The following is a 26,020-nucleotide window of genomic DNA, read 5'->3' as shown; positions in this document are numbered from 1 at the left end:
CTCAGGACTCCTGGGTGACGGAGACGAGCACGTCGTCCCCTTCGATCTTGACGGGGTATACGGGGACGGGGCGCGTGGCGGGCAGTCCGGAGGGCTTGCCGGTGCGCAGGTCGAAGCTGGAGCCGTGCAGCCAGCACTCGATCGCGCAGTCCTCCACCTCGCCCTCGGACAGCGAGACGTTCGCGTGGGAGCAGATGTCGTTTATCGCGTACACCTCGCCCTCGGTGCGGACGAGCGCGACCGGCGTGCCGCCGAGCTCGACCCGCTTGGGGGTGTCGTCCTCCAGCTCGCTCAGGCCGCAGGCGCGGACGAAGGTCTCGCTCATGCGACCGCCGCTTCCAGCTCGGCCTCGATCTTGCCGATGAGGCGCTCCTCCAGGTCCGGGATCCCGATCTGCTGGACGAGCTCGGCGAAGAAGCCGCGGACGACCAGCCGGCGGGCCTCGTCGGCGGGGATGCCGCGGGCCATCAGGTAGAAGAGCTGCTCGTCGTCGAAGCGGCCGGTCGCGGAGGCGTGGCCGGCGCCGACGATCTCGCCGGTCTCGATCTCCAGGTTGGGCACGGAGTCGACGCGCGCGCCGTCGGTGAGGACGAGGTTGCGGTTGAGCTCGTAGGTGTCGGTGCCCTCGGCGGCGGCGCGGATGAGTACGTCGCCGATCCAGACCGCGTGGGCGTCCTGGCCCTGGAGCGCGCCCTTGTAGGCGACGTTGCTGCGGCAGTGCGGGGTGTCGTGGTCGACGAAGAGGCGGTGCTCCTGGTGCTGGCCCTTGTCGGTGAAGTACAGGCCGTAGAGCTCGGCCTCGCCGCCGGGGGCGCCGTAGACGACCCGGGGGTGGAGGCGGACCAGGTCGCCGCCGAAGGTGACGACCACGGACTTGAAGGAGGCGTCCCGGCCGATCAGCGCGGTGTGCTGGGCGGCGTGCACCGCGGTCGGCTCCCAGTCCTGGACCGAGACCACGGTGAGCTTGGCGCCGTCGCCGATGAGGTACTCGACGTTGGCGGCGAGCGTGGCGTCGCCGGTGTGGTCGAGGACGACGACGGCCTCCGCGAAGGCGCCGATCTCGACGACCTGGTGGCCGAAGGCGACGCCGCCCTCGCCGTGCACGGAGATCAGGACGGGCTCGGTGAGCACGGTGTCCTTGGGGATCGAGACGACCGAGGCCTTCTCGAAGGAGCTGTAGGCCTGGGCGGCGACGCGGTCGACCGGCTTGCCCGCCCGGCCGAGGCGGGCGTCGTCACGGCCGACGGTCTCGACGGTGACGCCCTGGGGGGCGGTCACCTCGACCTTGACGCCGCCGTTCGCGACCGCGGTGCCGTCGTGCAGGCCGCGGAGGCGCGCCAGCGGGGTGAACCGCCACTCCTCCTCGCGGCCGTGCGGCACGGGGAAGTCCGCGACGTCGTACGAGGCGGGGGCGCTGACGCGCGCGTCGATGGGCTGCTGGGGCCCGCCCACCTGGATGGCGCCGTCGGTCGTGCTGCCGGCGGGAGTGTTATCGGCCATGACTGTCGTCGTGCTCTCTTCCTGTCACAAAGGGGTCGCTGCGGTCCGGACGGCGGGTATCAGCCGACCGCGCCTTCCATCTGCAGCTCGATCAGCCGGTTGAGCTCCAGGGCGTACTCCATGGGCAGCTCTCGGGCGATCGGCTCGACGAAGCCGCGCACGATCATCGCCATGGCCTCGAACTCGGTCAGACCGCGGCTCATCAGGTAGAAGAGCTGGTCGTCGCTGACCTTGGAGACGGTCGCCTCGTGGCCCATGGAGACGTCGTCCTCGCGGACGTCGACGTAGGGGTAGGTGTCCGACCGGGAGATGGTGTCGACCAGCAGGGCGTCGCAGAGGACGTTCGACTTGGAGCCGTGGGCGCCCTCGCCGATCTCGATGAGGCCGCGGTAGGAGGTGCGGCCGCCGCCTCGCGCCACCGACTTGGAGACGATGTTGGAGGAGGTGTTCGGCGCCATGTGGACCATCTTGGCGCCGGCGTCCTGGTGCTGGCCCTCGCCGGAGAAGGCGATGGACAGGGTCTCGCCCTTGGCGTGCTCGCCCATCAGGTAGACGGCCGGGTACTTCATGGTCACCTTGGAGCCGATGTTGCCGTCGACCCACTCCATGGTCGCGCCCTCGTAGGCCACGGCGCGCTTGGTGACCAGGTTGTAGACGTTGTTCGACCAGTTCTGGATGGTCGTGTAGCGGCAGCGGCCGCCCTTCTTCACGATGATCTCCACGACGGCGCTGTGCAGCGAGTCGGAGGAGTAGATCGGGGCGGTGCAGCCCTCGACGTAGTGCACGTAGGCGTTCTCGTCGACGATGATCAGGGTGCGCTCGAACTGGCCCATGTTCTCCGTGTTGATACGGAAGTAGGCCTGGAGCGGGATGTCGACGTGGACGCCCGGCGGGACGTAGATGAAGGAGCCACCGGACCACACCGCGGTGTTCAGCGAGGCGAACTTGTTGTCACCGACGGGGATGACGGTGCCGAAGTACTCCTGGAAGATCTCCGGGTGCTCCTTGAGCGCCGTGTCGGTGTCCAGGAAGAGAACGCCCTGCTCCTCCAGGTCCTCGCGGATCTGGTGGTAGACGACCTCCGACTCGTACTGGGCGGCGACACCGGCGACGAGGCGCTGCTTCTCGGCCTCCGGGATGCCCAGCTTGTCGTAGGTGTTCTTGATGTCCTCGGGCAGGTCCTCCCAGGAAGCGGCCTGCTTCTCGGTGGAGCGCACGAAGTACTTGATGTTGTCGAAGTCGATGCCCGTGAGGTCGGAGCCCCAGGTCGGCATGGGCTTCTTCTCGAAGAGCTTCAGGCCCTTCAGACGCAGCTTGAGCATCCACTCCGGCTCGGACTTCTTCGCCGAGATGTCGCGGACGACCTCCTCGGAGAGGCCGCGCTTGGCCGCTGCACCGGCCACGTCGGAGTCGGCCCAGCCGTATTCGTACGTGCCCAGGCCTTCGAGCTCAGGGTGGGCAGTCTCCGTGGGGAGAGTCATGCGGGGTTCCTCCCGGCCGTGCTGGCGGATGCTGTGGTGGTCTTGGTGGTGCGCCGCGTTTCGCCGCGCGGGATGAACGTCGTGCACACACCGTCGCCGTGGGCGATGGTGGCGAGACGCTGCACATGGGTCCCGAGCAGGCGGGAGAAGACCTCGGTCTCCGCCTCGCACAGCTGCGGGAACTGCTCGGCGACATGGGCGACCGGGCAGTGGTGCTGGCAAAGCTGTTCGCCGACCGGTGCGCTACGCGCCGTAGCAGCGTACCCGTCCGCGGTCAATGCCCGGGCAAGGGCCTCGGTGCGGGATTCCGGGCCGACGGCCTGGAGCGCCTCGCGATAGGCCTCGGCCTGTGCGGCCATCCGGGCGCGCGCGAAGGCGGCGACCGCGGCCTCGCCCATCTCGCCGCCGCCGGCCGCCTGGGCGATCCAGCGCAGGGCGTCCTCGGCGAGCTTGTCGTAGGCCTGGTCGAAGGCGTCGCGGCCGCAGTCGGTGAGCGCGAAGGCCTTGGCCGGGCGCCCGCGCGTACGGGCGCCGTAGACCCGCTTCTCGCGGGGCTCGACGATGCCCTCGGCGGCGAGCGTGTCGAGGTGGCGGCGGACGGCGGCCTGGGTCAGCTCCAGGCGCAGGGCCAGCTCGGCCGCGGTCGACGGACCGTGGTCGAGGATGGACCTGACGACGCGGTTGCGGGTGCCGCGCTGCTCGTCGTGGGCGCGGTCCTCCTCGCGCACGGGCACGGCGGCAGGCACCGGCGCCCCGGCGACCGACTGGGCCGCGGGGTCCTGCGAAGCCTCGCTCGCGTATTTCACAACACCATTGTTGCGTAATTACGAGGAGAGCGACAAGCCTCACCGGGATCCCCGGGCGGTGTCGTCGGTCACTTAGGGTCACCTAACCGCCACGCCCAAGATCGTCGCGAAACCGGGTGCCGGGCCGGTACCGGTGGGCGCGCGAGCCGCGCGCGGGGGCCGCCGCCCGGCGCTGTCCGTACTGTCTTACGAGCACCCCGGGGCGGTCCGGAATGCCCCGGGGTTCGTAGACTTCCCGCCATGCGCAGCAGCTTCCCGGGGGACGCCCCCCGGACCCCCGGCCGAGAGCCCGCGGTCGAGGTCCGCGGCCTGGTGAAGCGGTACGGGCCGAAAGCCGCGGTGGACGGGCTGGACCTGTCCGTCGCGCGCGGCTCCCTCACCGCCGTCCTAGGCCCCAACGGCGCCGGCAAGACCACCACCATCGAGACCTGCGAGGGCTACCGCCGCCCCGACGCCGGCACCGTCCGCGTCCTGGGCCTCGACCCCGTCGCCGACTCCGCCGCGCTGCGCCCCCGGATCGGCGTGATGCTCCAGAGCGGCGGCGTCTACCCCGGGGCGCACGCGGAGGAGATGCTGCGGCACACCGCGACCCTGCACGCGCACCCCGTGGACGTCGGCACCCTGATCGAACGCCTCGGGCTCGGCTCCTGCGGGCGCACCGCCTACCGGCGGCTCTCCGGCGGCCAGCAGCAGCGGCTCGCCCTGGCCATGGCCGTCGTCGGCCGCCCCGAGCTGGTCTTCCTCGACGAGCCGACCGCGGGCCTCGACCCGCAGGCCCGGCACGCCGCCTGGGGCCTGGTCCGGGAGCTGCGCGCCGACGGCGTCACGGTCGTCCTGACCACGCACTACATGGACGAGGCCGAGGCCCTGGCCGACGACGTCGCCATCATCGACAGCGGCCGGGTCATCGCCCAGGGCAGCCCCGAGGAGCTGTGCCGCGGCGGCGCCGAGAACACGCTCCGCTTCGGCGGCCGCCCCGGCCTGGACCTCGTCTCCCTCCTCAAGGCGCTGCCCGCCGACTCCGCCGCGGTGGAGCTGACGCCGGGCACGTACCGGGTCACCGGCAAGATCGACCCGCAGCTGCTGGCCACGGTGACCACCTGGTGCGCCCAGCACGGGGTGATGCCGGACCGCATCGCGGTCGAGCGGCACACGCTGGAGGACGTCTTCCTGGAGCTGACCGGTAAGGAGCTGCGCGCATGAGGGCCTGCACACGAACCGGCCGGGGGTCCGGGGGTCGCTCCCCGGAGGACAGCGGCCTGGAGCTGACCGGTAAGGAGCTGCGCGCATGAGCGCCGACACGAAGACCGGGACGTTCACCCCGCGGCCCGGCGCCGCGCCGCTCTCCCGGATGATCCGGGCGCAGGCCGCGCTGGAGACCCGGATGCTGCTGCGCAACGGTGAGCAGCTGCTGCTCACCGTCGTCATCCCCACCCTGCTGCTGGTCCTCTTCAGCTCCGTCGACATCGTCGACACGGGCGAGGGCGAGGCCGTGGACTTCCTTGCCCCGGGCGTCCTCGCCCTCGCCGTGCTGTCCACCGCCTTCACCGGGCAGGCCATCGCGACCGGCTTCGAGCGCCGCTACGGCGTGCTGAAGCGGCTGGGCGCGTCCCCCCTGCCGCGCTGGGGGCTGATGGCCGCGAAGACCTGCTCGGTGCTGGTCACCGAGGCGCTCCAGATCGCGCTGCTGACGGTGATCGCCTTCGCGCTGGGCTGGTCGCCGCACGGCAACCCCTTCGCCGTCCTGCTGCTGCTGATCCTCGGCACCGCCGCGTTCTCCGGGCTCGGCCTGCTGATGGCGGGCACGCTCAAGGCCGAGGTGACGCTGGCCGCGGCCAACCTCGTCTTCCTGCTGCTGCTGGTCGGCGGCGGCGTGATCGTGCCGCTGGAGAAGTTCCCGGACGCCGCGCAGACGTTGCTGGGGCTGCTGCCGATCTCGGCGCTCTCCGACGGGCTGCGCGACGTGCTGCGCGACGGCGCGGCGATGCCCTGGGCCGATCTGGGCATCCTGGCCGGCTGGTCCGTGCTCGGCCTGGGCGCCGCGGCCCGCTTCTTCCGCTGGGAGTAGCCGGCGGGAGCGGCGGGCAGCCGCCGTAAGGCTGACGGGTGCGGGGTGATCCCCTCCGAACAGGGACGATTCACCCCCGCCGCGCCCGACCCACCCCCTCGTGAATCCGTGCACAAGCGGGCCCTTACGATGACTCCGTGCCGAATTCGATGAACCCCCTCCAGATCGTCGCCGACCGGTGGCAGCCCTCCGCCCGCTTCGTGCGGCGGGCGGCGTTCGCCTGCGTGGTGATGGCCGTGGTCATCGTCGTGACGGGCGGCGCGGTGCGGCTCACCCAGTCGGGCCTCGGCTGCCCGACCTGGCCGACGTGCACCGAGGACAGCCTGACCCCGACGCCCGAGATGGGCATCAACGGCGTCATCGAGTTCACCAACCGCATGCTCACCTACGTGCTGTGCGCGGTCGTCGGCCTGGCGATCGTGGCGGCCCGCGCGCGCGAGCCCCGCCGCCGCGGTCTCACCCGGCTGGGCTGGGCCCAGTTCTGGCTGGTGGCGAGCAACGGCATCATCGGCGGCATCACGGTCCTCACGGGCCTCAACCCGTACATCGTCGGTTCGCACTTCCTGGCGGCGACCGCGCTGCTGACCGTCGCCGTGGTGATGTGGCGGCGCGCCTGCGAGGGCGACGAGGAGCCGCGCGACCTGGTGGCCCGCCCGGTGCGGCAGCTCAGCTGGGTGCTGGTCGTCTCGACCGCCCTGCTGATCGTGATCGGCACCGTGGTGACGGGCTCGGGCAGGCACGCGGGCGACGCGAAGAAGGACGTCCACCGCATCCCGCTGGACGTCCGTGAGATCACCCAGCTGCACGTGGACTTCGTCTGCGTCGTGCTGGGCCTGACCGTGGCCCTGTGGTTCGTGCTGCGGGCCGTGAAGGCCCCCGCCGGGCCGGCCCGCAGGGTGGCCGAGATGCTGGCCGTCCTGCTGCTCCAGGGCGCCGTCGGCTTCGTGCAGTACTTCAACGACTCCCCCGAGCTCCTCGTCGGCACCCACATGTTCGGCTCCTGCCTGGTGTGGATCGCCGTGCTCCGGGTGTTCCTGTCGCTGCGCGACCGCGGCGAGCTCGTCGCCCTGCCCTCGCCCGCCGGTGAGGCCGAGGCGCCCCTGCCCGCCGCTCAGGCCGCCTCCAGCCGGTAGACCCGGCGCGCGGTGCCGGCCGCGACGAGCCCGGCGATCCGCCGGGCCTCCGCCCACCGGCACCATCCGTCGGCGACCCATTCGGCCATCAGCCGGCCCATGGCCAGCGCGAAGGACCGCGCCCCCACCACGTACAGCTCGGGCAGCGCCCGCGCCCCGGTGGAGAACAGCAGTTTGCCGAACGGCGCCTCGGGGAGCACCTCCTCCGGCCGGGGCCCCACGTCCGCGTAGACGTGCGGGTAGGCCGCGGCCAGCCGGGCCGCCTGCCGGTGGTGGCCGGGGTCCGGGAACAGCACGAGATCGGTGCCGGATCCGGCCGTGGCCGCCAGGAGGCGGGCCAGGCGGCGCGGGTCGCGGCAGTGCAGTTGCACGGGCAGCCCGGTACCGAGGGCGCTCCACAGCAGATGGCGGACGAGCGTCGGATCGGCGGTCGTAGGACACGTACGTCCGGTGCGGAGCCGTCTGGCGACGGCTCTGCGGACCTCCGGCACGTCGGGTGCCCTCCCGTCGCAGGAGCGGACGGCGCAGGCGAACGCGGTGGCGCCGCGCGCGGCGGTGTCCAGCGCCTCGGCGGTGCGGGAGAGGAAGTGGTCGACGCCCTCGTGGTCGCCGGCGATCCGGTCGGCGAGCGTCTCCAGGCGTACGACCTCGTGGGCGCGGCCCTCGGCGGCGTGGGCCAGCTCCGCGGCGGAGGTGAGGCCACCGGGCCCGCCGGACTCCAGCAGGAAGGTGCCGATGCCCGCGCCGCGCAGCAGCAGCCGCCCGGCGCGGTAGGCGCCCAGCTCACGGCGGCGGGCGAGGTAGCGCACGGGCGCGCAGAAGGGCTCCAGGCCCAGCAGCGGCGGGCACCAGCGGAGCACCGCGAGCCCGGCGCGGCTGTCGAAGAAGGTGGTGCCGGGCGGGGCCGGGCCGGTGGATCCGGCGGCCGCGGCGAGGTGGGTCTCGAAGCGGCCGAGTCCCAGTTCGCCCTGGACGGCCCCGTGACTGTGCTGATCGACGATCGGCGGCATGCCGTCCATCCCCGCCCCCTTGTGCCCTGCCCCGCCCCATGGCGGCACACGGCCGCCCCCGCGGGTCTAACGGCCGAGGGGCCCGTCAGTTATTGGCGGGGCCGCCGAGCTGGAGGCCCGCCATCCGGGTCCATTCGTACGGGCCGGTGCGGACCTTGGACGCGAACTCGCCGTCGAACTCGTCGTGCAGGGTGAGGCCCGCTACCTCCGCGGCCTTGCGCGCGGTCTCCATGGAGGGGGCGACGAGGACGCCCCACTCGCCGTTGGCCCCGACGAGGGCGATCCGGGTGGTGCCGCGGGCGATGTGCGCCAGCTGGCCCTCGGCGGTGCCGCCGTGGCTCTTGGCGAAGGCCGTGATCTGCCGGGCGAGCCGGAGGGCCTTGCGGTCGGCCGGGGCGGCGGGTGCGGTGTCTTCGGCCTGCGTCGTGGTGTCTGCCATGACACCGGATGCTACCCGCCGGTAATTAATGGAGGAAGGGATCCACGGCGACTGCGGCGAAGAGCAGCGAGACGTAGGTGATGGACCAGTGGAAGAGGCGCATCTCCTTGAGCTTGGGGCCCGTGACACCGGCCCGCGCCCGGCTCTGGAGGGCGTGCGCCTCCTTCAGCCAGAACCCGCCGAGGACGGCCGCCACCACGGTGTAGAACCAGCTCGTGTAGCCCAGCGGCTGGAGCGAGAGCGAGACCGCGACCATCACCCAGCTGTAGAGGACGATCTGCTTGGCGACCGCCTTGTTGCCCGCGATGACGGGCAGCATCGGCACGCCGACCCGCTCGTAGTCGTCCTTGACCTTCATCGACAGCGGCCAGTAGTGCGGCGGCGTCCAGAAGAAGATGACCAGGAAGAGGACGAGGGAGGCCCAGGAGACGGAGTTCGCGACCGCGGACCAGCCGATGAAGACCGGCATGCAGCCCGCGATGCCGCCCCAGACGATGTTCTGCGCGGTGCGCCGCTTGAGGATCATCGTGTAGACGACGACGTAGAAGACGTTGGCGCCGAGCGAGAGCATCGCGGACAGCGGGTTGACCAGGAACCAGAACCACAGGGTCGAGCCCACGGTCAGCGCGGTGGCGAAGACCAGGCACTCCCGGGGCGAGACCATTCCGGTGACCAGCGGGCGCTGCGAGGTGCGGTCCATCAGCGCGTCGATGTCGCGGTCGATGTACATGTTGTAGGCGCCCGCGCCGCCGGCCGAGAGGTAGCCGCCGATGCAGGTGGCGAGCACCAGCCACAGGTCGGGCACGCCCTCCGCGGCGAGGAACATCACCGGCACGGTCGTCATCAGCAGCAGCTCGATGACCCGCGGCTTGGTCAGCGCCACGAACGCCTTGGCACGGGCCCCGAACGGCCGGTGACCGGGGCTCTCCGCGAGCACCCCCGCAGGACGGGATTCGACGGCCGTCACGCACACCCCTGACAGAGATAAGGCCAGCAAGCACGTCCGGGTGGAGGAAACCCCCGTAAAGGCTTGCGCGTACCACGCCACTCTAGACGTAGGGGATACCTCGGCCTCCGCCGGGGTGGGGTCGTGTTGGGGCCGTAGCGCGGCCGGTCGGCACCGGATCGGCGGCCCCCACGCATCGGATCGCGAGCCCGGGGAACATGACAGAACGGAAGCGTTCGGGAGGCGCGCGGCCCGCCGCCCCGGCAGGCTGTACCCATGACCACCGCATCCGCGGCGGAACGCTTCGGGAATCTTTCATATCCGGATCCGGTTGCCCCGGACGTCCAGCCGGGCGGACGTGAAGGCGCCGAAAGGCGCCGGATGAGCGCCGGAGCAGCCGACTGAGCGTCGAAAAGGCGCCCTCCCCTGCGGGGTAGGCTCGACAGCGCCGCGTCGTGGCGGAAGACCGCCCCCGGCGACAAGAACATGTGGAGAGGAGCCCTGACCGAGGGTGAGCAACAAGCCGACCACAACAGACCTCGAGTGGACCGAACTGGACCAGCGGGCCGTCGATACCGCCCGCGTCCTGGCCATGGACTCCGTGCAGAAGGTCGGCAACGGCCATCCGGGCACGGCCATGAGCCTGGCGCCGGCCGCTTATCTGCTGTTCCAGAAGATGATGCGGCACGACCCCAGTGACGCCGACTGGACCGGCCGGGACCGTTTCGTCCTCTCCCCCGGCCACACCAGCCTGACGCTCTACGTGCAGCTCTTCATGGCCGGCTACGGCCTGGAGCTCTCGGACCTGAAGTCGTTCCGCACCTGGGACAGCAAGACCCCGGGTCACCCGGAGCACGGTCACACCCGTGGCGTCGAGACCACCACCGGCCCGCTGGGCCAGGGCATCGCCAACGCGGTGGGCATGGCCATGGCCGCCCGCTACGAGCGCGGCCTGTTCGACCCGGAGGCCCCGAAGGGCGAGTCGCCCTTCGATCACACCATCTGGGCGATCGTCTCCGACGGCGACCTGGAGGAGGGCATCTCCGCGGAGGCCTCCTCGCTCGCCGGCCACCAGAAGCTCGGCAACATCGTCGCGCTCTACGACGACAACCACATCTCGATCGAGGGCGACACCGAGACGGCGTTCTCCGAGGATGTCCTCAAGCGGTACGAGGCGTACGGCTGGCACGTCCAGCGCATCGAGCAGGCCGCCAGCGGCGACTTCGACATCCACGCCCTGCACGCGGCCCTGAAGGCCGCGCAGGAGGAGACCGAGCGCCCGTCGATCATCGCCGCGCGCACGATCATCGCCTGGCCGGCCCCGAACGCCCAGAACACCGAGGCGTCGCACGGCTCGGCGCTGGGCGCCGACGAGGTCGCCGCGACCAAGCGCGTCATGGGCTTCGACCCCGAGCAGGACTTCCAGGTCGAGGACGACGTCTTCAGCCACGTCCGCAAGGTCGTCGACCGCGGCCGCGAGGCCCACGCCACGTGGGACAAGCGCATCCAGGAGTGGCGCCAGGCCAACCCGGAGCGCGCCGCGGAGTTCGACCGCATCGCCGCGGGCGAGCTGCCCGACGGCTGGGAGAAGGCCGTCCCGGTCTTCCCGGCCGGCAAGGACGTCGCCACCCGCAAGGCCTCCGGTGAGGTCCTCAAGGCGCTGGGCGGCGTGATCCCCGAGCTGTGGGGCGGCTCCGCCGACCTCGCCGGTTCGAACAACACGACGATCGACGCGTCCTCGTCGTTCCTCCCGGAGGGCAACCCGCTCCCCGAGGCGAACCCGTACGGCCGCACGATCCACTTCGGCATCCGCGAGCACGCCATGGGTTCGACCATGAACGGCATCGCGCTGCACGGCAACACCCGCGTCTACGGCGGCACCTTCCTGGTGTTCTCCGACTACATGCGCCCGGCCGTGCGTCTCGCCTCCCTGATGAAGCTGCCGGTCACCTACGTGTGGACGCACGACTCCATCGGCCTCGGCGAGGACGGCCCGACCCACCAGCCGGTCGAGCACATGGCCGCCCTGCGCGCCATCCCGGGCCTGAACATGGTCCGCCCGGCCGACGCCAACGAGACGGCGATCGCCTGGCGCGAGATCACCAAGCGCCACACCACCCACCCGGCGCCGCACGGTCTGGCCCTCACCCGCCAGAACGTCCCGACGTACGAGGCCAACGAGGGCGCGGCCAAGGGCGGCTACGTCCTGTTCGAGGCCGAGGGCGGCCGGCCGCAGGTCATCCTGATCGGCACCGGCTCCGAGGTCCAGCTGGCCGTCGAGGCCCGCGAGGCGCTCCAGGCCGAGGGCATCCCGACCCGCGTGGTCTCGATGCCGTCCGTCGAGTGGTTCGAGGAGCAGGACCAGGCGTACCGCGACGGCGTGCTGCTGCCGGACGTCAAGGCCCGCGTCGCGGTCGAGGCCGGCATCGGCCTGACCTGGCACCGCTACGTCGGTGACGCCGGCCGGATCGTCTCGCTGGAGCACTTCGGCGCCTCGGCGGACTACAAGGTCCTCTACCGCGAGTTCGGCCTGACGGCCGAGGCCGTGGTGGCCGCCGCCCGCGAGTCGATCGAGCACGCCGACGCCAACCGTCGCTGACGCCGTTACCGAGCAAGTAGGAGATGCAGAACCCATGACAGACGCACTCAAGCGCCTCTCCGACGAAGGCGTCGCGATCTGGCTGGACGACCTGTCCCGCAAGCGCATCACGTCGGGCAACCTGGCCGAGCTGATCGACCAGAGCCACGTCGTCGGCGTCACCACCAACCCGTCGATCTTCCAGAAGGCGATCTCGGGCGGCGACGGCTACGAGCAGCAGCTCACCGACCTCGCGGCCCGCAAGGTCACCGTCGACGAGGCGATCCGCATGATCACCACGGCGGACGTCCGCGACGCCGCCGACATCCTGCGTCCGGTCTTCGACCGGACCGACGGCCAGGACGGCCGGGTCTCCATCGAGGTCGACCCCCGTCTGGCCCACGACACGGTGGCCACCGTCGCCGAGGCCAAGCAGCTGGCCTGGCTGGTGGACCGGCCGAACACCCTCATCAAGATCCCGGCCACCAAGGCGGGCCTGCCGGCCATCGCCGAGGTGATCGGCAAGGGCATCAGCGTCAACGTCACGCTGATCTTCTCCCTGGAGCGCTACCGCGCGGTCATGGACGCCTACCTGACCGGTCTGGAGAAGGCGAAGGCCGCGGGCCTGGACCTGAACCTGATCCACTCGGTCGCGTCCTTCTTCGTGTCCCGCGTGGACACCGAGATCGACAAGCGGCTGGACGCCCTGGGCACCGAGGAGGCCAAGGCCCTGCGCGGCAAGGCCGCCCTGGCCAACGCCCGGCTGGCCTACCAGGCGTACGAGGAGGTCTTCTCCTCCGACCGCTGGGCCGCCCTGGAGAAGGCCGGCGCCAACAAGCAGCGCGCCCTGTGGGCCTCGACCGGTGTCAAGGACCCGGCCTACAAGGACACGCTGTACGTGGACGACCTGGTCGCCCCGAACACGGTGAACACCATGCCGGAGGCCACCCTGGAGGCCACGGCCGACCACGGGCAGATCACCGGTGACACCGTCCGCGGCACCTACGAGCAGGCCAAGGCCGAGCTCGACGCGCTCGCCAAGGTCGGGATCTCGTACGACGACGTCGTCCAGCTCCTGGAGGACGAGGGCGTCGACAAGTTCGAGCAGTCCTGGAACGACCTTCTCAAGTCCACCGAGGCGGAGCTCAAGCGCCTCGCTCCGGAGGCGTGAATTGAGCACAAGCAGCAATCCGCTGCGTGACGCTCAGGACCGACGGCTCCCGCGTATCGCGGGGCCGTCGGGCCTGGTCATCTTTGGCGTCACGGGCGATTTGTCCCGGAAAAAGCTGATGCCGGCGGTCTACGACCTCGCCAACCGGGGGCTGCTGCCGCCGGGCTTCTCCCTCATCGGCTTCGCCCGCCGTGACTGGGAGAACGAGGACTTCGCGCAGATCGTCCACGACGCCGTCAAGGAACACTCCCGCACGCCCTTCCGCGAGGAGGTCTGGCAGCAGCTGGTGCAGGGCTGCCGCTTCGTGCAGGGCGACTTCGACGACGACGTGGCCTTCGAGACGCTCAAGGACACCATCCAGGAGCTCGACAAGGCCCAGGGCACCGGCGGAAACTTCGCCTTCTACCTGTCCGTGCCGCCGAAGTTCTTCCCCAAGGTCGTCCAGCAGCTCAAGAAGCACGGCCTGGCCGACCAGAAGGAGGGCTCCTGGCGGCGCGCCGTCATCGAGAAGCCCTTCGGCCACGACCTGGCCAGCGCCCAGGAGCTCAACAAGGTCGTCCACGAGGTCTTCCCGACCGAAGAGGTCTTCCGGATCGACCACTACCTGGGCAAGGAGACCGTCCAGAACATCCTGGCGCTCCGCTTCGCCAACACCCTCTTCGAGCCGATCTGGAACCGGTCGTACGTCGACCACGTGCAGATCACCATGGCCGAGGACATCGGCATCGGCGGCCGCGCAGGCTACTACGACGGCATCGGCGCCGCCCGTGACGTCATCCAGAACCACCTGCTCCAGCTGCTCGCGCTGACCGCCATGGAGGAGCCCGCCTCCTTCGAGGCGGACGCGCTCGTCGCGGAGAAGACCAAGGTGCTGGGCGCCGTCCGGCTGCCCAAGGACCTCGGCAAGGAGACCGTCCGCGGCCAGTACGCGCACGGCTGGCAGGGCGGCGAGGAGGTCGTCGGCTACCTGGAGGAAGAGGGCATCGACCCGCACTCCAAGACCGACACCTACGCCGCGATCAAGCTGGAGATCGACAACCGCCGCTGGGCGGGCGTCCCCTTCTACCTGCGCACCGGCAAGCGGCTCGGCCGCCGCGTCACCGAGATCGCGGTCGTCTTCCAGCGCGCCCCGCACTCGCCGTTCGACCACACCGCGACCGAGGAGCTGGGGCAGAACGCCCTGGTCATCCGGGTGCAGCCGGACGAGGGCGTCACCCTGCGGTTCGGCTCCAAGGTGCCGGGCACCTCGATGGAGGTCCGGGACGTCTCGATGGACTTCGCCTACGGCGAGTCGTTCACCGAGTCCAGCCCCGAGGCCTACGAGCGGCTCATCCTCGATGTGCTGCTGGGCGACGCCAACCTCTTCCCCCGCCTGAAGGAGGTCGAGCTGTCCTGGCAGATCCTCGACCCGATCGAGCGGTACTGGGACACCCACGGCAAGCCCGCGTCCTACCCCGCCGGCACCTGGGGCCCGGTCGAAGCGGACGAGATGCTCGCACGAGACGGACGGAGCTGGCGCCGGCCATGAAGATGGACCTCACGGACACCACGTCCAGCAAGATCAACAGTGCCCTGGTCCAGGGCCGCCGCGCCATCGGCACCCCGGCCATCGGCATGGTGCTCACCCTCGTCATCGTCACCGACGAGGAGCACGCCTACGACGCGCTCAAGGCGGCCAACGAGGCCTCCCGCGAGCACCCCTCGCGCAAGCTCGTCGTCATCAAGCGCGTGAGCCGCTCCCCGCGCGACCGCGCCAAGGCCCGCCTCGACGCCGAGGTCCGGGTCGGCACCAGCGCCGGCACCGGCGAGACCGTGGTGCTGCGGCTCTACGGCGACGTCATCGACCACGCCCAGTCGGTCGTGCTGCCGCTGCTGCTGCCCGACGCCCCCGTGGTCGTCTGGTGGCCGGTCACCTCCCCGGTCAGCCCCGAGAAGGACCCGCTGGGCGCCCTGGCCCAGCGCCGGGTCACCGACACCTACGCCGCCGAGGACCCCCTCGCGGAGGTGTCGGCCCGCGCCGCGCACTACACGCCCGGCGACACCGACCTGGCCTGGACCCGGATCACGCCGTGGCGCTCCATGCTCGCGGCCGCCCTGGACCAGCAGCAGGTCGACGTCCTGTCGGCCGAGGTCGAGGGCGAGGGCTACAACCCGAGCGGCGAGCTGCTCGCGATGTGGCTGGCCGACCGCCTCGGGATCCCCGTGAAGCGGACCATCTCCGAGGGCCCCGGCCTCACGGCCGTCCGCATGGAGACCAAGAACGGCCAGATCGTCCTGGACCGCCCCAACGGCACCCTGGCCACGCTCTGCATGCCCGGCCAGCCGGACCGCGCCGTCGCGCTCAACCGGCGCGACACCGCGGAGCTCCTCGCCGAGGAGCTGCGCCGGCTCGACCCGGACATCACCTACGAGTCCGCGCTGAAGTACGGCGTGGAGCGGCTCAGCGACGGCTCCGCGGCGGCCAAGGCCCCGGCCCCGGCCGCTCCGGCCAAGGACGCGAAGGCCGCCTCCTCCGAGGCCGCCGACGCCGCTCCGGAGGCCGGGGCGGCCGCCGCGCCGGCGCCCGCCAAGAAGGCCTCCGGCAAGAAGGCGGCCGGCAAGTGAGCACCCCGCAGATCGTCGTCCACCGGGACAAGGAGCTGATGGCGCAGGCCGCGGCGGCCCGGCTGATCACGAAGATCGTGGACGCCCAGACCGCGCGCGGCTCGGCCTCCGTCGTCCTCACCGGCGGGCGCAACGGCAACGGGCTGCTCGCGGCCCTCGCCACCGCGCCCGCGCGGGACGCGGTGGACTGGTCGCGCCTGGACCTGTGGTGGGGCGACGAGCGGTTCCTGCCCGAGGGCGACCCCGAGCGCAACGCCACGCAGGCACGCGAGGCGCTGCTGGACTCGGTGGCGCTGGACCCGGCCCGGGTGCACTTCATGCCCGCGGCCGACGGCACCCACGACGACGCCGACGCGGCGGCCGCGGCCTACGCGGCCGAGCTCGCCGCGGCCGCGCGGCCCGAGGACCACGGCCCCGTGCCGTCCTTCGACGTCCTCCTCCTGGGCGTCGGCCCCGACACGCACGTGGCCTCGCTCTTCCCCGAGCTCCCGGGCGTCCGGGAGACCGAGCGCACGGTCGTCGGCGTGCACGGCGCGCCGAAGCCGCCGCCGACCCGGGTCTCGCTGACCCTGCCGGCGATCCGCGCCGCGCGGGAGGTCTGGCTGCTGGCGGCCGGCGAGGACAAGGCCGACGCGGTGACGATGGCGCTGTCCGGAGCGGGCGAGATCCAGGCCCCGGCGGCGGGGGCGTACGGGCGCCGCCGGACGCTGTGGCTGCTGGACGCGGCGGCTGCGGCGAAGTTGCCGCGGGGGTTGTACCCGCCGTCTTCGCCCTGACGGGTTCGTCTGACGGCGACGGCCCGCCTCCTGGTTGCCAGGGGGCGGGCCGTCGCCGTATGCGGGTGGGGGTGCGGTGGGATGCCGCTGCGCGGGGCTCTGTCCCCACCCCGCCCCTTCCCGAAACCGGAGGCTCTGCCCCCGGGCCCCCGTTCCGCGCTCCGCGCGGTGGCCTCAAACGCCGGCCGGGCTGAATTTCGCCCGGTTCCGGGCAACAAATCAGCCCGTCCGGCGGTTGAGGACCGGGGTCCGGGGCGGAGCCCCGGGAAAGCCCGCGCGGCTAGCGCCCCCGCAACTCGCGGTAGCGGGCCACCAGCGCCGCCGTCGACCCGTCCAGCCCCGGAACATCGGCACCGGCCGTAAGCGCCGGCTCCACCCGCTTCGCCAGCACCTTCCCCAGCTCCACACCCCACTGGTCGAAGGAGTCGATGTTCCAGATCGCACCCTGGACGAACACCTTGTGCTCGTACAAAGCGATCAGCTGCCCCAGCACCGACGGGCTGAGTTCACTCGCGAGGATGGTCGTCGTCGGGTGGTTGCCGCGGAACGTCTTGTGCGGGACCAGCTCCGCGGGGACGCCCTCCGCCGCCACCTCCTCCGCGGTCTTGCCGAAGGCGAGGGCCTGGCCCTGGGCGAAGAGGTTGGCCATCAGCAGGTCGTGCTGGGCCACCAGCCCCGGCAGCAGGTCGTCGACCGGCTTGGCGAAGCCGATGAAGTCCGCGGGGATCAGCTTCGTGCCCTGGTGGATCAACTGGTAATACGCGTGCTGGCCGTTGGTGCCGGGGGTGCCCCACACCACCGGGCCCGTCTGCCAGTTGACGGGGTGCCCGTCGCGGTCCACGGACTTGCCGTTGGACTCCATGTCCAGCTGCTGGAGGTACGCGGCGAACTTGGACAGGTAGTGGCTGTAGGGCAGCACCGCGTGCGACTGGGCGTCGTGGAAGTTGCCGTACCAGACGCCGAGCAGACCGAGCAGCAGCGGGACGTTCTCCTCGGGCGGCGCGCAGCGGAAGTGCTCGTCGACGAGGTGGAAGCCGGCCAGCATCTCCCGGAAGCGGTCCGGGCCGATGGCGATCATCAAGGAGAGCCCGATGGCCGAGTCGTACGAATAGCGGCCGCCGACCCAGTCCCAGAACTCGAACATGTTGGCGGTGTCGATGCCGAACTCGGAGACCTTCTCCTCGTTCGTCGACAGCGCCACGAAGTGCTTGGCCACCGCCTCCTCGCCCGCGCGCAGACCGGTCAGCAGCCAGTTGCGGGCGGAGGTGGCGTTGGTGATGGTCTCGATGGTCGTGAAGGTCTTCGAGGCGACGATGAAGAGCGTCTCGGCGGGGTCCAGGTCCCGCACGGCCTCGTGCAGATCCGCGCCGTCGACGTTCGACACGAAACGGAACGTCAGGTCGCGGGCGGTGAAGGCGCGCAGCGCCTCGTACGCCATCGCCGGACCGAGGTCGGATCCGCCGATGCCGATGTTGACGACGTTCCTGATGCGGGCGCCGGTGTGGCCCTTCCAGTCACCCGAACGGACCCGGTCGGCGAAGATCTGCATCTTGCGCAGCACGGCGTGCACGGCCGGCACGACGTTCTCCCCGTCGACCTTGACCACGGCCGACTCGGGGGCCCGGAGCGCCGTGTGCAGCACGGCGCGGTCCTCGGTGGTGTTGATCTTCTCGCCGCGGAACATGGCGTCCCGGAGCTCCGTGACCCCGCTCGCCGCCGCGAGCGCGCGCAGCAGGCGCAGCGTCTCGTCCGTGACGAGGTGCTTGGAGTAGTCGAGGTGCAGGTCGCCCACGGTGAGCGACAGGCGCTCGGCCCGGCGCGGATCGTCCGCGAACAGCTTCCGCAGGTGCACCTCCCCGAGCTCTTCCCGGTGCTTGGCCAGCGCGTTCCACTCAGGCGTCTGGTCGAGCCTGCCGCGGCTCTCTGCGTTCATCTCGGACATCAGCCCACTTCTCTCGTAGCCACCCCGCCGGATTCCAACCTAATTGATCAGAGCTCGGGACGATGCGACCCCCCGCACGGCGGCGGCCCGGCCGCGCCCCTGGTGACAGGTGCGCGGCCGGGCCGCTGTGGTGTGTCGCGCCGCTCAGATCTCTCCGCGGAGCTTGGCGAGCGCCTCGGCGAGGATCGCCTCGCCGTCCGCGTCGCTCCGCCGCTCACGTACATAGGCGAGGTGCGTCTTGTAGGGCTCGGTCCGCGGCGGGTCCGGCGGACTGTCCCGGTCCTGACCGGCCGGGAAGCCGCAGCGCGGGCAGTCCCAGGTGTCCGGTACCTGTGCGTCACTGGCGAAGCTCGGCTGCGTCTCGTGCCCGTTGGAACACCAGAAGGAGATGCGGAGGCGCGGCGCGGACTCGCCCCGCTCGGCCTCCCCCATCGGCCCCGCTCCGACCCGACTCCCTCGGATCGCGTTGCCACTTGCCACGGTCGTAACTCCCTGCGTGATGGTGCTGCACTGTGCCGGATAGCGGCTGCGCCACGGGGCCTGCGGAACGGCTCCGCTGCGGGCGCCCCAGTCTACGTAAGGCCCAACGCGCGTCCAGTGGCTGGAGTTACAGCCCGGCCGCGAGGACGCGACCTCAATGATAGGCCGCGTCCACGACGGTACGTCAGCTATCGAGCTTCATCAGCAGGCCGAGCACGACAATGCACGCGAACCACAGCAGACCGACGACCACGGTGATGCGGTCGAGGTTGCGCTCGGCGACCGAGGAGCCGCCGACGGAGGACTGCATGCCGCCACCGAACATGTCGGACAGACCGCCGCCCTTCCCCTTGTGCATGAGCACCAGCATCATCATCAGCAGGCTGAAGACGATGAGGGCGATCGAGAACCCCATGACCACGGCTGGACCAACTCTCTCGGACTGGAACGGTGAGGGGCCGGGCGGCGCGAAAGCGCCGGTCCCGGCCCCGACAGGGTACGACGGGGAGCACCCGTCGTCATAGCGCCGCTACTGGTCGCGGAACCGGACGATCTTGACGAAGTCGTCCACGTCCAGCGCGGCGCCGCCGATCAGGGCACCGTCGACGTCGGGCTGCGCCATGATCGCGGCGATGTTGCCGGACTTGACGGAGCCGCCGTACTGGATGCGGATCTTGTCGGCGACCTCACGGCCGTAGAGCTCGGCGAGGCGGCCGCGGATGGCGCCGCAGACCTCCTGCGCGTCCTCGGGGGTCGCGACCTCGCCGGTGCCGATGGCCCACACCGGCTCATAGGCGATCACGATGGTCTCGGCCTGCTCGGCCGGGATGTCCTTGAGGGCACCGTCGACCTGCGCGAGGGTGTGCGGGACCTGGGCGCCGGCCTTGCGGACGTCCAGGCCCTCGCCGACGCAGAGGATCGGGGTGAGGCCGTGCCGGTAGGCGGCCTTGACCTTGGCGTTGCAGATCTCGTCCGACTCGCCGTGGTACTGGCGGCGCTCCGAGTGGCCGACGGCCACGTAGGTGCACTTCAGCTTGGAGAGCATGGCGCCGGAGATCTCGCCGGTGTAGGCACCGGAGTCGTACGCCGAGAGGTCCTGGGCGCCGTACTTGATCTTGAGCTTGTCGCCGTCGACCAGCGTCTGCACCGAGCGCAGGTCGGTGAAGGGGGCCAGGACGGCGACCTCGGTGGCGTCGTAGTCCTTGTCGGCGAGCGCGAAGGAGAGCTTCTGGACGTGGGCGATGGCCTCAAGGTGGTTGAGGTTCATCTTCCAGTTGCCCGCCATCAGCGGGGTGCGGTCAGTCACGGTGGTTCAGTCCTCCAGTGCGGCGAGGCCGGGGAGCGTCTTGCCCTCGAGGTACTCGAGGCTGGCGCCGCCGCCGGTCGAAATGTGGCCGAAAGCATTCTCGTCGAAGCCCAGCAGGCGCACGGCCGCGGCCGAGTCGCCACCGCCGACGACGGTGAAGGCGGAGCTTTCGAGCAGGCCCTGCGCCACGGCCTTGGTGCCGTTGGCGTAGTCGGGGTGCTCGAAGACGCCCATCGGACCGTTCCAGAAGACGGTGCCGGCGTCGGCGAGCTTCGAGGCGTAGAGCTCGCGCGTCTTCGGGCCGATGTCCAGGCCCTCCTTGTCCGCCGGGATGGCGTCCGAGGCGACGAGCTCCGGGTTGGCCGGGGCCTTGGTCTTCAGGTCCGGGAAGTCGGCGGAGACCAGGACGTCGACGGGGAGGACGAACTCCACGCCGCGCTTCTCGGCCCGCGCCAGGTACTCCAGGCAGACCGGGATCTGGTCCTCCTGGAGCAGCGAGATGCCGACCTCGTGGCCCTTGGCCTTGAGGAAGGTGTAGGACATGCCGCCGCCGATGAGGATGCGGTCGGCCTTCTCCAGCAGGTTGTCGATGACACCCAGCTTGTCGGAGACCTTGGCGCCGCCGAGCACCACCACGTAGGGGCGCGCGACGTCCTCGGTGAGCTTCTTCAGGACGCCGACCTCGGTGGCGATCAGGTCGCCGGCGGCGTGCGGGAGGCGCGCCGGGAGGTCGAAGACGGAGGCGTGCTTGCGGTGCACCGCACCGAAGCCGTCACCGACGTAGATGTCGGCCAGGGCCGCCAGCTCGTCGGCGAACGCGCCGCGCTCGGCGTCGTCCTTGCTGGTCTCGCCCGCGTTGAAACGGAGGTTCTCCAGCAGCGTGACCTCGCCGTTCGCCAGTGCGGCGACGGTGGCCTTCGCGCTGTCCCCGACCGTGTCGGTGGCGAACGTGACCGGCTTGCCCAGGATCTCGCCGAGCCGCGTGGCGGCCGGGGCGAGGGAGAACCGGGGGTCCGGGGCGCCCTTGGGACGGCCCAGGTGGGAGGCGACGATCACCTTGGCGCCGGCTTCGGCGAGCTTGGCGATCGTCGGCGCGACGGCGCGGATGCGGCCGTCGTCGGTGATGGTGGTGCCGTCGAGCGGCACGTTGAGGTCGGCGCGGACGAAGACCCGCTTGCCCTCGACGCCGTCCTGGAGGAGTTCGTCGATCGTCTTCATGCAGTGACTCCGGTGACTTCCGTGATCGGGGTCCCCTGGGGGCACCTCCCGGCGGTAGCCGGGGGAGATAGCTGGGGGACAGTCATAGGACGGGGCCCGTACGACGCGCCATAGCGTCGCACGAGCCCCGTCCCCTACTACATCTCGGTACCTCTGACAGTGCTGTCAGGGAACGATCAGAGCTGGCCGCCGACGAAGACGGTCAGGTCGACCAGGCGGTTGGAGTAGCCCCACTCGTTGTCGTACCAGCCGACGACCTTGACCTGGTTGCCCTGGACCATGGTCAGGGACGAGTCGAAGGTGCAGGAGGCCGGCCAGTTCACGATGTCGGAGGAGACGATCGCGTCCTCGGTGTACTCCAGGACGCCCTTGAGCTGACCCTCGGCGGCCTTCTGGAAGGCGGCGTTGATCTCTTCCTTGCTGGTCTCGCGGTCGAGCTCGAGAACCAGGTCGGTGACCGAGCCGGTGGGGACCGGGACGCGCATGGCGATGCCGTCCAGCTTGCCCTTCAGCTGCGGGAGGACCAGCGCGGTGGCCTTGGCGGCACCGGTGGAGGTCGGGATGATGTTCTCCGCGGCGGCGCGGGCGCGGCGCAGGTCGGAGTGCGGGAAGTCCAGGATCCGCTGGTCGTTGGTGTACGCGTGGACCGTGGTCATCATGCCCTTGACGATGCCGAAGTTCTCGTCGAGAACCTTGGCCATCGGCGCCACACAGTTGGTGGTGCAGGAGGCGTTGGAGATGACGTGGTGGTTGGCCGCGTCGTACTTCTCCTGGTTGACGCCCATGACGATCGTGATGTCCTCGTCCTTGGCGGGCGCGGAGATCAGGACCTTCTTGGCGCCGGCCGCGAGGTGCTTCGCGGCGTCGGCCTTCTTGGTGAAGATGCCGGTGGACTCGATGACGATGTCGGCGCCCAGCTCGCCCCAGGGCAGGTTGGCGGGGTCGCGCTCGGCCATCGTCTTGAAGGTCATGGAACCGACGGTGATCGAGTCGTCGGTGTGGCTGACCTCGTGCTTCAGACGACCCAGGATGGTGTCGTACTTCAGCAGGTGGACCAGGGTGGCGTTGTCGGTCAGGTCGTTGACACCGACGATCTGGATGTCCGCACCCTGCTCCAGCAGCGCGCGGAAGTAGTTACGACCGATACGGCCAAAGCCGTTGATGCCTACGCGGATCGTCACGAACCGATCTCCTCGTTGGTTTGCCGGTCTGTCCGCCGGCGGCTGTATGGGAAGTCCCCGACCACCAACGACCCTACCTCTAAGTAGAGGGGTATGTGACATTGAAGGGTCTTGCACAAGTGGGCGGCCTCAGGCACAATTGCGCGGCCTCGGGACGGGGTGTCCCGGGCCGCGCGGTGGCGGGTGTCAGCCGCCGATGGCGCGCAGGGCCGCGCCGAGGAGCGTGGCGCGTTCCCGGGCGTCCGGGACGTGCTCCAGACCGAAGCCCAGCAGCGCGGTGTCACGCGTGGTGACGGCCGCGGAGAAGCGGGCGATCGCCTGCGACCGCGCCCAGTCACCGGTCTTCGCGGGGCTGCCGGCGGGCGGGCCCGCCGCCGACCAGGGGCCGAGGGAGGTCTCGAAGCCCTCGGTGTCCCGGGCGGCGCCGCCGACGGTGAGGGTGGCGCTGTCGGCGAGGACGCCACGGCCTCCGTCACCCGGGTCGGTGAGGTACGACAGGGCCAGCTCGGCCTTCTTCCCCGCGTAGGGGCTCAGGTCGAAGGCGGCCTGCCGCCATCCGGTGGTGGGTCCGGTGAAGCTGTGCCAGGCGCCCGTGGTGCCCTGGGGCGCGCAGCCGTCGTCGCGGACGGTCAGGTAGTGGGCGAGGGCGGGGTGCAGCCGGAGGGCGGCGGCGCAGTCGGTGGGCACCGTCCGCCCGGTGCCGCCGGCCGTGTCCGGGAGGGTGGTCCAGTCGTCCTGGCCCGCGGTGCGGGCCTCCAGGACGGCGTGGTCGTACCCCTGCTCGGTGTCGGGGCTGAGCCGGACGCCCAGGCTCGGCTTGTCCGCGGCGCCGGCCCCGGTCAGGTCGACGGTGCGCGTCAGCCGCATCCAGGCGTTGTCCTGGTGGCGGGCGGCGGCCATCCAGTCGCCTTCGTACGGCTGGAAGGGTGACCGCGCGCCGCCGGTGTACTCGCCGGCGGGCTCGCTGCGGAACTGCGGGAAGGTCTCGGGCGGCAGGTCGTCCGAGACGGAGCTGTAGGAGCCGGCCGTGGCGAGCGGGGTGCCCGCGGTGGTGCCGGCCAGGCCCGCCGTGGTCCCGGCGAGCTTGCCCGCGCCGGTGAAGCGCGGCGGCGCCGGGTGGCCGACCCGCCCGCTCGCGCCCAGGTAGTACTGGCTGAAGTCGTTGGACTCGGCGGGGCCGATCCGGGCGCCGCCGCCCGCCTCGGTGCCCGCGGTGACGAGCTTGCCGCCCTCGTTGAGGAAGGCGCGCACGGCGAGCAGGGTGTCGCCGCCGGGCTTGTTCGTACCGGAGTACCAGACGACTGTCGTGAAGTTGCCGAGCACGCCGAGCGCGTGCGGCGCGCCGTTCCTCGCCACGTCCCAGACCGCGGCCTTGCGCCCGTTGTCGGCGAGGGCCCGGGTGTAGGCGTCGAGGTGGGCGGACGGGGCGGTGCCGCCCTCGTCGGCGAGGACCAGGGTGTCGGTGCGCGGACGCTCGGCCACGGTGTAGGTGAAGGGCTCGCTGGCCGTGCGCCTACCCTCGCGGGTGCGGCCGGTGAACCAGACCTCGACGGTGGAGCCGGCGTCGGCGCCCTCGACGTAGGCGCGGTACTGGTCGTACTGGAGGTTGTCCTCGCCGCCGAACCGGTCGCCGCCCTCCCAGGCCTCCAGTTCCTCGGTGTGCGTACGGCCGCCGTTCACACGGTAGTTGAGGAGCTTGTCGCGAAGGCTCTTGCGGGCGGTGACGGCGACCTGCTGCTCCTCGCCCCGCGCGTAGGAGGTCGTGAAGGTGTCGGGGGTGAAGTCGGGGGTGGTGATTCCGACGCTGGAGGCCGGGGTGTCGGGACGGGCGGCGCTCTCGGCGACGGACAGCGCGAAGGGGATGTTCTTGGCGAACTCCTGCTGGATCAGCTTCTCGTCGTCCGGGAAGGTGAAGGAGGAGCGGCAGTCGGCCGGGTTCCAGGCGTCGTTCGGGTCGATGCGGGAGACGGTCTGGCAGGTCGACATCTCCGGGGTGAACATCATCGTGCCGTTGACGTTGGCCGCGTGGCCGTCGGCCTCGCCGTTGGTGACGTAGAGCTCGGAGGAGAGCTGGGGGCGGTAGCCGGGGATCGCGGGCTTCTCCGGGGTGCCCGCGAGCGCGCGGTAGACGGTGTCGTCCGGGGTGGGCGTGGCGACCTGCCAGCCGACCCCGTAGAGGATCAGTTCGGCGGCCGAGTGGTAGTTGACGGCGGTGCGGAAGTGGAGGCGCTTCTGGAAGGCGTCGAGGGCCCGGGTCTCCGGTTCGGAGGCGGCGGCCGGGCCGCGGTAGGTCTCGGAGGCCGGGCGGGGGGACGAGCCCTCGTTGTCGTAGCCCCACTTGTAGGGGAAGTTGCGGTTGAGGTCGACGCCGTCGCCCGGGGCGATCCTGCCGTCGCCGTCGTTGTCCCGGAGGTTCTTGCGCCACAGCCGGGTGCCCGGCCCCTGGAAGGTGTAGTCGTAGCCGTCCGGGTTGGCGGAGAGCAGGAACCACAGCTCGGTGCGGTCCACCAGGCGGGTGATCCGCTCGTCCTTGCCGTAGTTGTCGAGGTAGTGGTGGAACAGCCGCCGCGTCATCTCCGGCGTGATCCACTCGCGGGCGTGCTGGTTGGACATGTAGAGCACCGCGGGCCGGTCGCCGTCGCCGGTGCGGCGGGCGTCCTTGGTGACCTTCACGGCGAGGATGTCCTGGCCGCGCACGGTCTTGCCGATGCTGACGACCTTGGTCAGGCCGGGGTGGGCGCGGGCGGTGTCCTTGATCTCCCGCTGGAGGCCGCGCTCACCGCTGTACGGGCGGAAGACGCCGTCGCCCTCGGCCTTGAGGCGCTCCTGGGTCTTGGCGGAGATCTTCTTCTCGGTGAGCTCCACGCCCTGCCGGCGGAGCGTGCCGGCCTGGCCCGCGGTGAGGTGCACCTCGACCGGCGCGGTACGGCCGGCGGTGATCCGCTCGCCGAGTTCGTGCCCGTCGACGCCCGCCTTGAGGAGCAGCGGGATCTGGGCGGCGCCGACCTCGGCGGTCCACACGGAGAGCGGTCCCGTGTCCTTCGCCGTGTTCCCGGCCGTGGCCGCCGTGCTGCCGGGTTGCGCCTGTGCGATGGGTGCCATGGCCAGTCCGCCGAGTAACAGCGAAGCGGCCGCGACGAGCGATCTCGCCCTGCGTCTCATGAGCCCCCCTTGCCGTTGTCTGTCCCGTCCCTGCACGGACGCCAGGCTGGCGAGTCCACATGATCATGTCAATACCGCCTCAAGGGGGGACGGAATCGGCCCGTTGACGCGGAACCGCCCCCGGCGCGCGGGGCGCCGAGGGCGGTGACATCGGGTGACGCCGGTACGGACCGTGGCCGCCGCCACCGGGCGGGGGGCGGCCGGGCCGGGGACGGTCTC

At 71.2% G+C, this 26,020-nt stretch carries 22 protein-coding genes; 8 read left to right on the top strand and 14 right to left on the bottom strand.

What is annotated here, in order from left to right:
- Position 1: 1 nt before the first annotated feature.
- Genes SMD11_RS25220 through SMD11_RS25205 form a run of 4 tightly spaced genes read right to left on the bottom strand, consistent with a single transcriptional unit; the run spans position 2 to position 3,787 of the window.
- Complete coding sequence (locus SMD11_RS25220; RefSeq protein WP_087928618.1) at positions 2–325, bottom strand: bifunctional 3-phenylpropionate/cinnamic acid dioxygenase ferredoxin subunit; 324 nt, start codon at positions 323–325, stop codon at positions 2–4.
- Entirely contained in the window at positions 322–1,500 is a 1,179-nt protein-coding gene (sufD, locus tag SMD11_RS25215) for a Fe-S cluster assembly protein SufD (protein ID WP_087928617.1), read from the bottom strand. Before sufD ends, SMD11_RS25220 begins: the two co-directional genes overlap by 4 nt.
- A 59-nt stretch (positions 1,501–1,559) precedes the next feature.
- Positions 1,560–2,981, bottom strand: coding sequence for a Fe-S cluster assembly protein SufB (gene sufB / locus SMD11_RS25210; protein ID WP_087928616.1), 1,422 nt, complete (start codon positions 2,979–2,981; stop codon positions 1,560–1,562).
- Positions 2,978–3,787 (bottom strand): helix-turn-helix transcriptional regulator, encoded by an 810-nt coding sequence (locus SMD11_RS25205; RefSeq protein ID WP_087928615.1) that lies wholly within the window; start codon positions 3,785–3,787, stop codon positions 2,978–2,980. The genes sufB and SMD11_RS25205 overlap by 4 nt, the downstream gene beginning before the upstream one ends.
- A gap of 240 nt (positions 3,788–4,027) precedes the next feature.
- Here SMD11_RS25205 and SMD11_RS25200 point away from each other — a divergent pair, with 240 nt between their 5' ends.
- The 3 genes from SMD11_RS25200 to SMD11_RS25190 all read left to right on the top strand — a co-directional run bounded on the left by SMD11_RS25200 (position 4,028) and on the right by SMD11_RS25190 (position 6,988).
- Positions 4,028–4,990 (top strand): ABC transporter ATP-binding protein, encoded by a 963-nt coding sequence (locus tag SMD11_RS25200; protein WP_087928614.1) that lies wholly within the window; start codon positions 4,028–4,030, stop codon positions 4,988–4,990.
- Between the two features lie 85 nt (positions 4,991–5,075).
- Positions 5,076–5,855, top strand: a complete 780-nt coding sequence (locus SMD11_RS25195) for an ABC transporter permease (RefSeq protein WP_087928613.1) — start codon at positions 5,076–5,078, stop codon at positions 5,853–5,855.
- 137 nt (positions 5,856–5,992) lie between these two features.
- Entirely contained in the window at positions 5,993–6,988 is a 996-nt protein-coding gene (locus SMD11_RS25190; protein WP_087928612.1) for a COX15/CtaA family protein, read from the top strand.
- Here the strand turns inward: SMD11_RS25190 and SMD11_RS25185 are convergent.
- The 3 genes from SMD11_RS25185 to SMD11_RS25175 all read right to left on the bottom strand — a co-directional run bounded on the left by SMD11_RS25185 (position 6,967) and on the right by SMD11_RS25175 (position 9,404).
- A complete protein-coding gene (locus tag SMD11_RS25185) occupies positions 6,967–8,007 on the bottom strand; it encodes an amidohydrolase (protein WP_087928611.1) in 1,041 nt (346 codons plus the stop codon). The genes SMD11_RS25190 and SMD11_RS25185 overlap by 22 nt on opposite strands.
- Before the next feature lie 76 nt (positions 8,008–8,083).
- Complete coding sequence (locus SMD11_RS25180; protein ID WP_087928610.1) at positions 8,084–8,437, bottom strand: hypothetical protein; 354 nt, start codon at positions 8,435–8,437, stop codon at positions 8,084–8,086.
- 25 nt (positions 8,438–8,462) lie between these two features.
- Positions 8,463–9,404 (bottom strand): heme o synthase, encoded by a 942-nt coding sequence (locus SMD11_RS25175; protein ID WP_199843948.1) that lies wholly within the window; start codon positions 9,402–9,404, stop codon positions 8,463–8,465.
- A 490-nt stretch (positions 9,405–9,894) separates the two neighbouring features.
- Here SMD11_RS25175 and tkt point away from each other — a divergent pair, with 490 nt between their 5' ends.
- Genes tkt through pgl form a run of 5 tightly spaced genes read left to right on the top strand, consistent with a single transcriptional unit; the run spans position 9,895 to position 16,512 of the window.
- Positions 9,895–11,982, top strand: a complete 2,088-nt coding sequence (gene tkt, locus SMD11_RS25170; RefSeq protein WP_087928608.1) for a transketolase — start codon at positions 9,895–9,897, stop codon at positions 11,980–11,982.
- A gap of 34 nt (positions 11,983–12,016) precedes the next feature.
- Positions 12,017–13,132, top strand: coding sequence for a transaldolase (tal, locus tag SMD11_RS25165; protein WP_087928607.1), 1,116 nt, complete (start codon positions 12,017–12,019; stop codon positions 13,130–13,132).
- A 1-nt stretch (position 13,133) separates the two neighbouring features.
- A complete protein-coding gene (gene zwf / locus SMD11_RS25160; RefSeq protein ID WP_087928606.1) occupies positions 13,134–14,660 on the top strand; it encodes a glucose-6-phosphate dehydrogenase in 1,527 nt (508 codons plus the stop codon).
- Complete coding sequence (opcA, locus tag SMD11_RS25155; protein ID WP_087928605.1) at positions 14,657–15,736, top strand: glucose-6-phosphate dehydrogenase assembly protein OpcA; 1,080 nt, start codon at positions 14,657–14,659, stop codon at positions 15,734–15,736. The genes zwf and opcA overlap by 4 nt, the downstream gene beginning before the upstream one ends.
- Entirely contained in the window at positions 15,733–16,512 is a 780-nt protein-coding gene (gene pgl, locus SMD11_RS25150) for a 6-phosphogluconolactonase (RefSeq protein WP_087928604.1), read from the top strand. The genes opcA and pgl overlap by 4 nt, the downstream gene beginning before the upstream one ends.
- A gap of 280 nt (positions 16,513–16,792) precedes the next feature.
- Here the strand turns inward: pgl and pgi are convergent, their stop codons facing one another.
- From pgi to SMD11_RS25115, 7 genes are all read right to left on the bottom strand, one after another.
- A complete protein-coding gene (pgi, locus tag SMD11_RS25145; RefSeq protein ID WP_087930721.1) occupies positions 16,793–18,445 on the bottom strand; it encodes a glucose-6-phosphate isomerase in 1,653 nt (550 codons plus the stop codon).
- Positions 18,446–18,598: 153 nt separating this feature from the next.
- Positions 18,599–18,934 carry an RNA polymerase-binding protein RbpA gene (locus SMD11_RS25140; RefSeq protein ID WP_079110552.1) on the bottom strand — a complete coding sequence of 112 codons (336 nt, stop codon included), beginning with the start codon at positions 18,932–18,934 and terminating at the stop codon, positions 18,599–18,601.
- 184 nt (positions 18,935–19,118) lie between these two features.
- Positions 19,119–19,349 (bottom strand): preprotein translocase subunit SecG, encoded by a 231-nt coding sequence (gene secG, locus SMD11_RS25135; RefSeq protein WP_183147250.1) that lies wholly within the window; start codon positions 19,347–19,349, stop codon positions 19,119–19,121.
- A 114-nt stretch (positions 19,350–19,463) separates the two neighbouring features.
- A complete protein-coding gene (gene tpiA, locus SMD11_RS25130; protein WP_087928602.1) occupies positions 19,464–20,240 on the bottom strand; it encodes a triose-phosphate isomerase in 777 nt (258 codons plus the stop codon).
- Between the two features lie 6 nt (positions 20,241–20,246).
- Positions 20,247–21,458: a phosphoglycerate kinase gene (locus tag SMD11_RS25125; RefSeq protein WP_087928601.1), complete on the bottom strand. Its 1,212-nt coding sequence runs from the start codon at positions 21,456–21,458 to the stop codon at positions 20,247–20,249.
- A gap of 176 nt (positions 21,459–21,634) precedes the next feature.
- Complete coding sequence (gene gap / locus SMD11_RS25120) at positions 21,635–22,639, bottom strand: type I glyceraldehyde-3-phosphate dehydrogenase (protein WP_087928600.1); 1,005 nt, start codon at positions 22,637–22,639, stop codon at positions 21,635–21,637.
- Positions 22,640–22,825: 186 nt separating this feature from the next.
- On the bottom strand, positions 22,826–25,801 hold the full coding sequence (locus tag SMD11_RS25115; RefSeq protein ID WP_087928599.1) for a M14 family metallopeptidase: 2,976 nt from the start codon (positions 25,799–25,801) through the stop codon (positions 22,826–22,828).
- Positions 25,802–26,020 lie beyond the last annotated feature (219 nt).

Origin of the sequence: Streptomyces albireticuli (genome assembly GCF_002192455.1) — a bacterium.
GTDB classification, from domain to species: domain Bacteria; phylum Actinomycetota; class Actinomycetes; order Streptomycetales; family Streptomycetaceae; genus Streptomyces; species Streptomyces albireticuli_B.
Note: the sequence above shows the minus strand (reverse complement) of the source record. Positions and strands in the feature narration are given on the sequence as shown.

Excerpts from the sequence above, each read along its gene's own strand:
- SMD11_RS25185 (WP_087928611.1), bottom strand. The coding sequence starts at position 8,007 with ATGGACGGCATGCCGCCGATCGTCGATCAGCACAGTCACGGGGCCGTC.
- SMD11_RS25200 (WP_087928614.1), top strand. The coding sequence starts at position 4,028 with ATGCGCAGCAGCTTCCCGGGGGACGCCCCCCGGACCCCCGGCCGAGAG.
- SMD11_RS25195 (WP_087928613.1), top strand. The coding sequence starts at position 5,076 with ATGAGCGCCGACACGAAGACCGGGACGTTCACCCCGCGGCCCGGCGCC.
- sufB (WP_087928616.1), bottom strand. The coding sequence starts at position 2,981 with ATGACTCTCCCCACGGAGACTGCCCACCCTGAGCTCGAAGGCCTGGGC.
- opcA (WP_087928605.1), top strand. The coding sequence starts at position 14,657 with ATGAAGATGGACCTCACGGACACCACGTCCAGCAAGATCAACAGTGCC.
- SMD11_RS25125 (WP_087928601.1), bottom strand. The coding sequence starts at position 21,458 with ATGAAGACGATCGACGAACTCCTCCAGGACGGCGTCGAGGGCAAGCGG.
- SMD11_RS25115 (WP_087928599.1), bottom strand. The coding sequence starts at position 25,801 with ATGAGACGCAGGGCGAGATCGCTCGTCGCGGCCGCTTCGCTGTTACTC.
- sufD (WP_087928617.1), bottom strand. The coding sequence starts at position 1,500 with ATGGCCGATAACACTCCCGCCGGCAGCACGACCGACGGCGCCATCCAG.
- SMD11_RS25220 (WP_087928618.1), bottom strand. The coding sequence starts at position 325 with ATGAGCGAGACCTTCGTCCGCGCCTGCGGCCTGAGCGAGCTGGAGGAC.
- tal (WP_087928607.1), top strand. The coding sequence starts at position 12,017 with ATGACAGACGCACTCAAGCGCCTCTCCGACGAAGGCGTCGCGATCTGG.
- secG (WP_183147250.1), bottom strand. The coding sequence starts at position 19,349 with ATGGGGTTCTCGATCGCCCTCATCGTCTTCAGCCTGCTGATGATGATG.
- SMD11_RS25180 (WP_087928610.1), bottom strand. The coding sequence starts at position 8,437 with ATGGCAGACACCACGACGCAGGCCGAAGACACCGCACCCGCCGCCCCG.
- pgi (WP_087930721.1), bottom strand. The coding sequence starts at position 18,445 with ATGAACGCAGAGAGCCGCGGCAGGCTCGACCAGACGCCTGAGTGGAAC.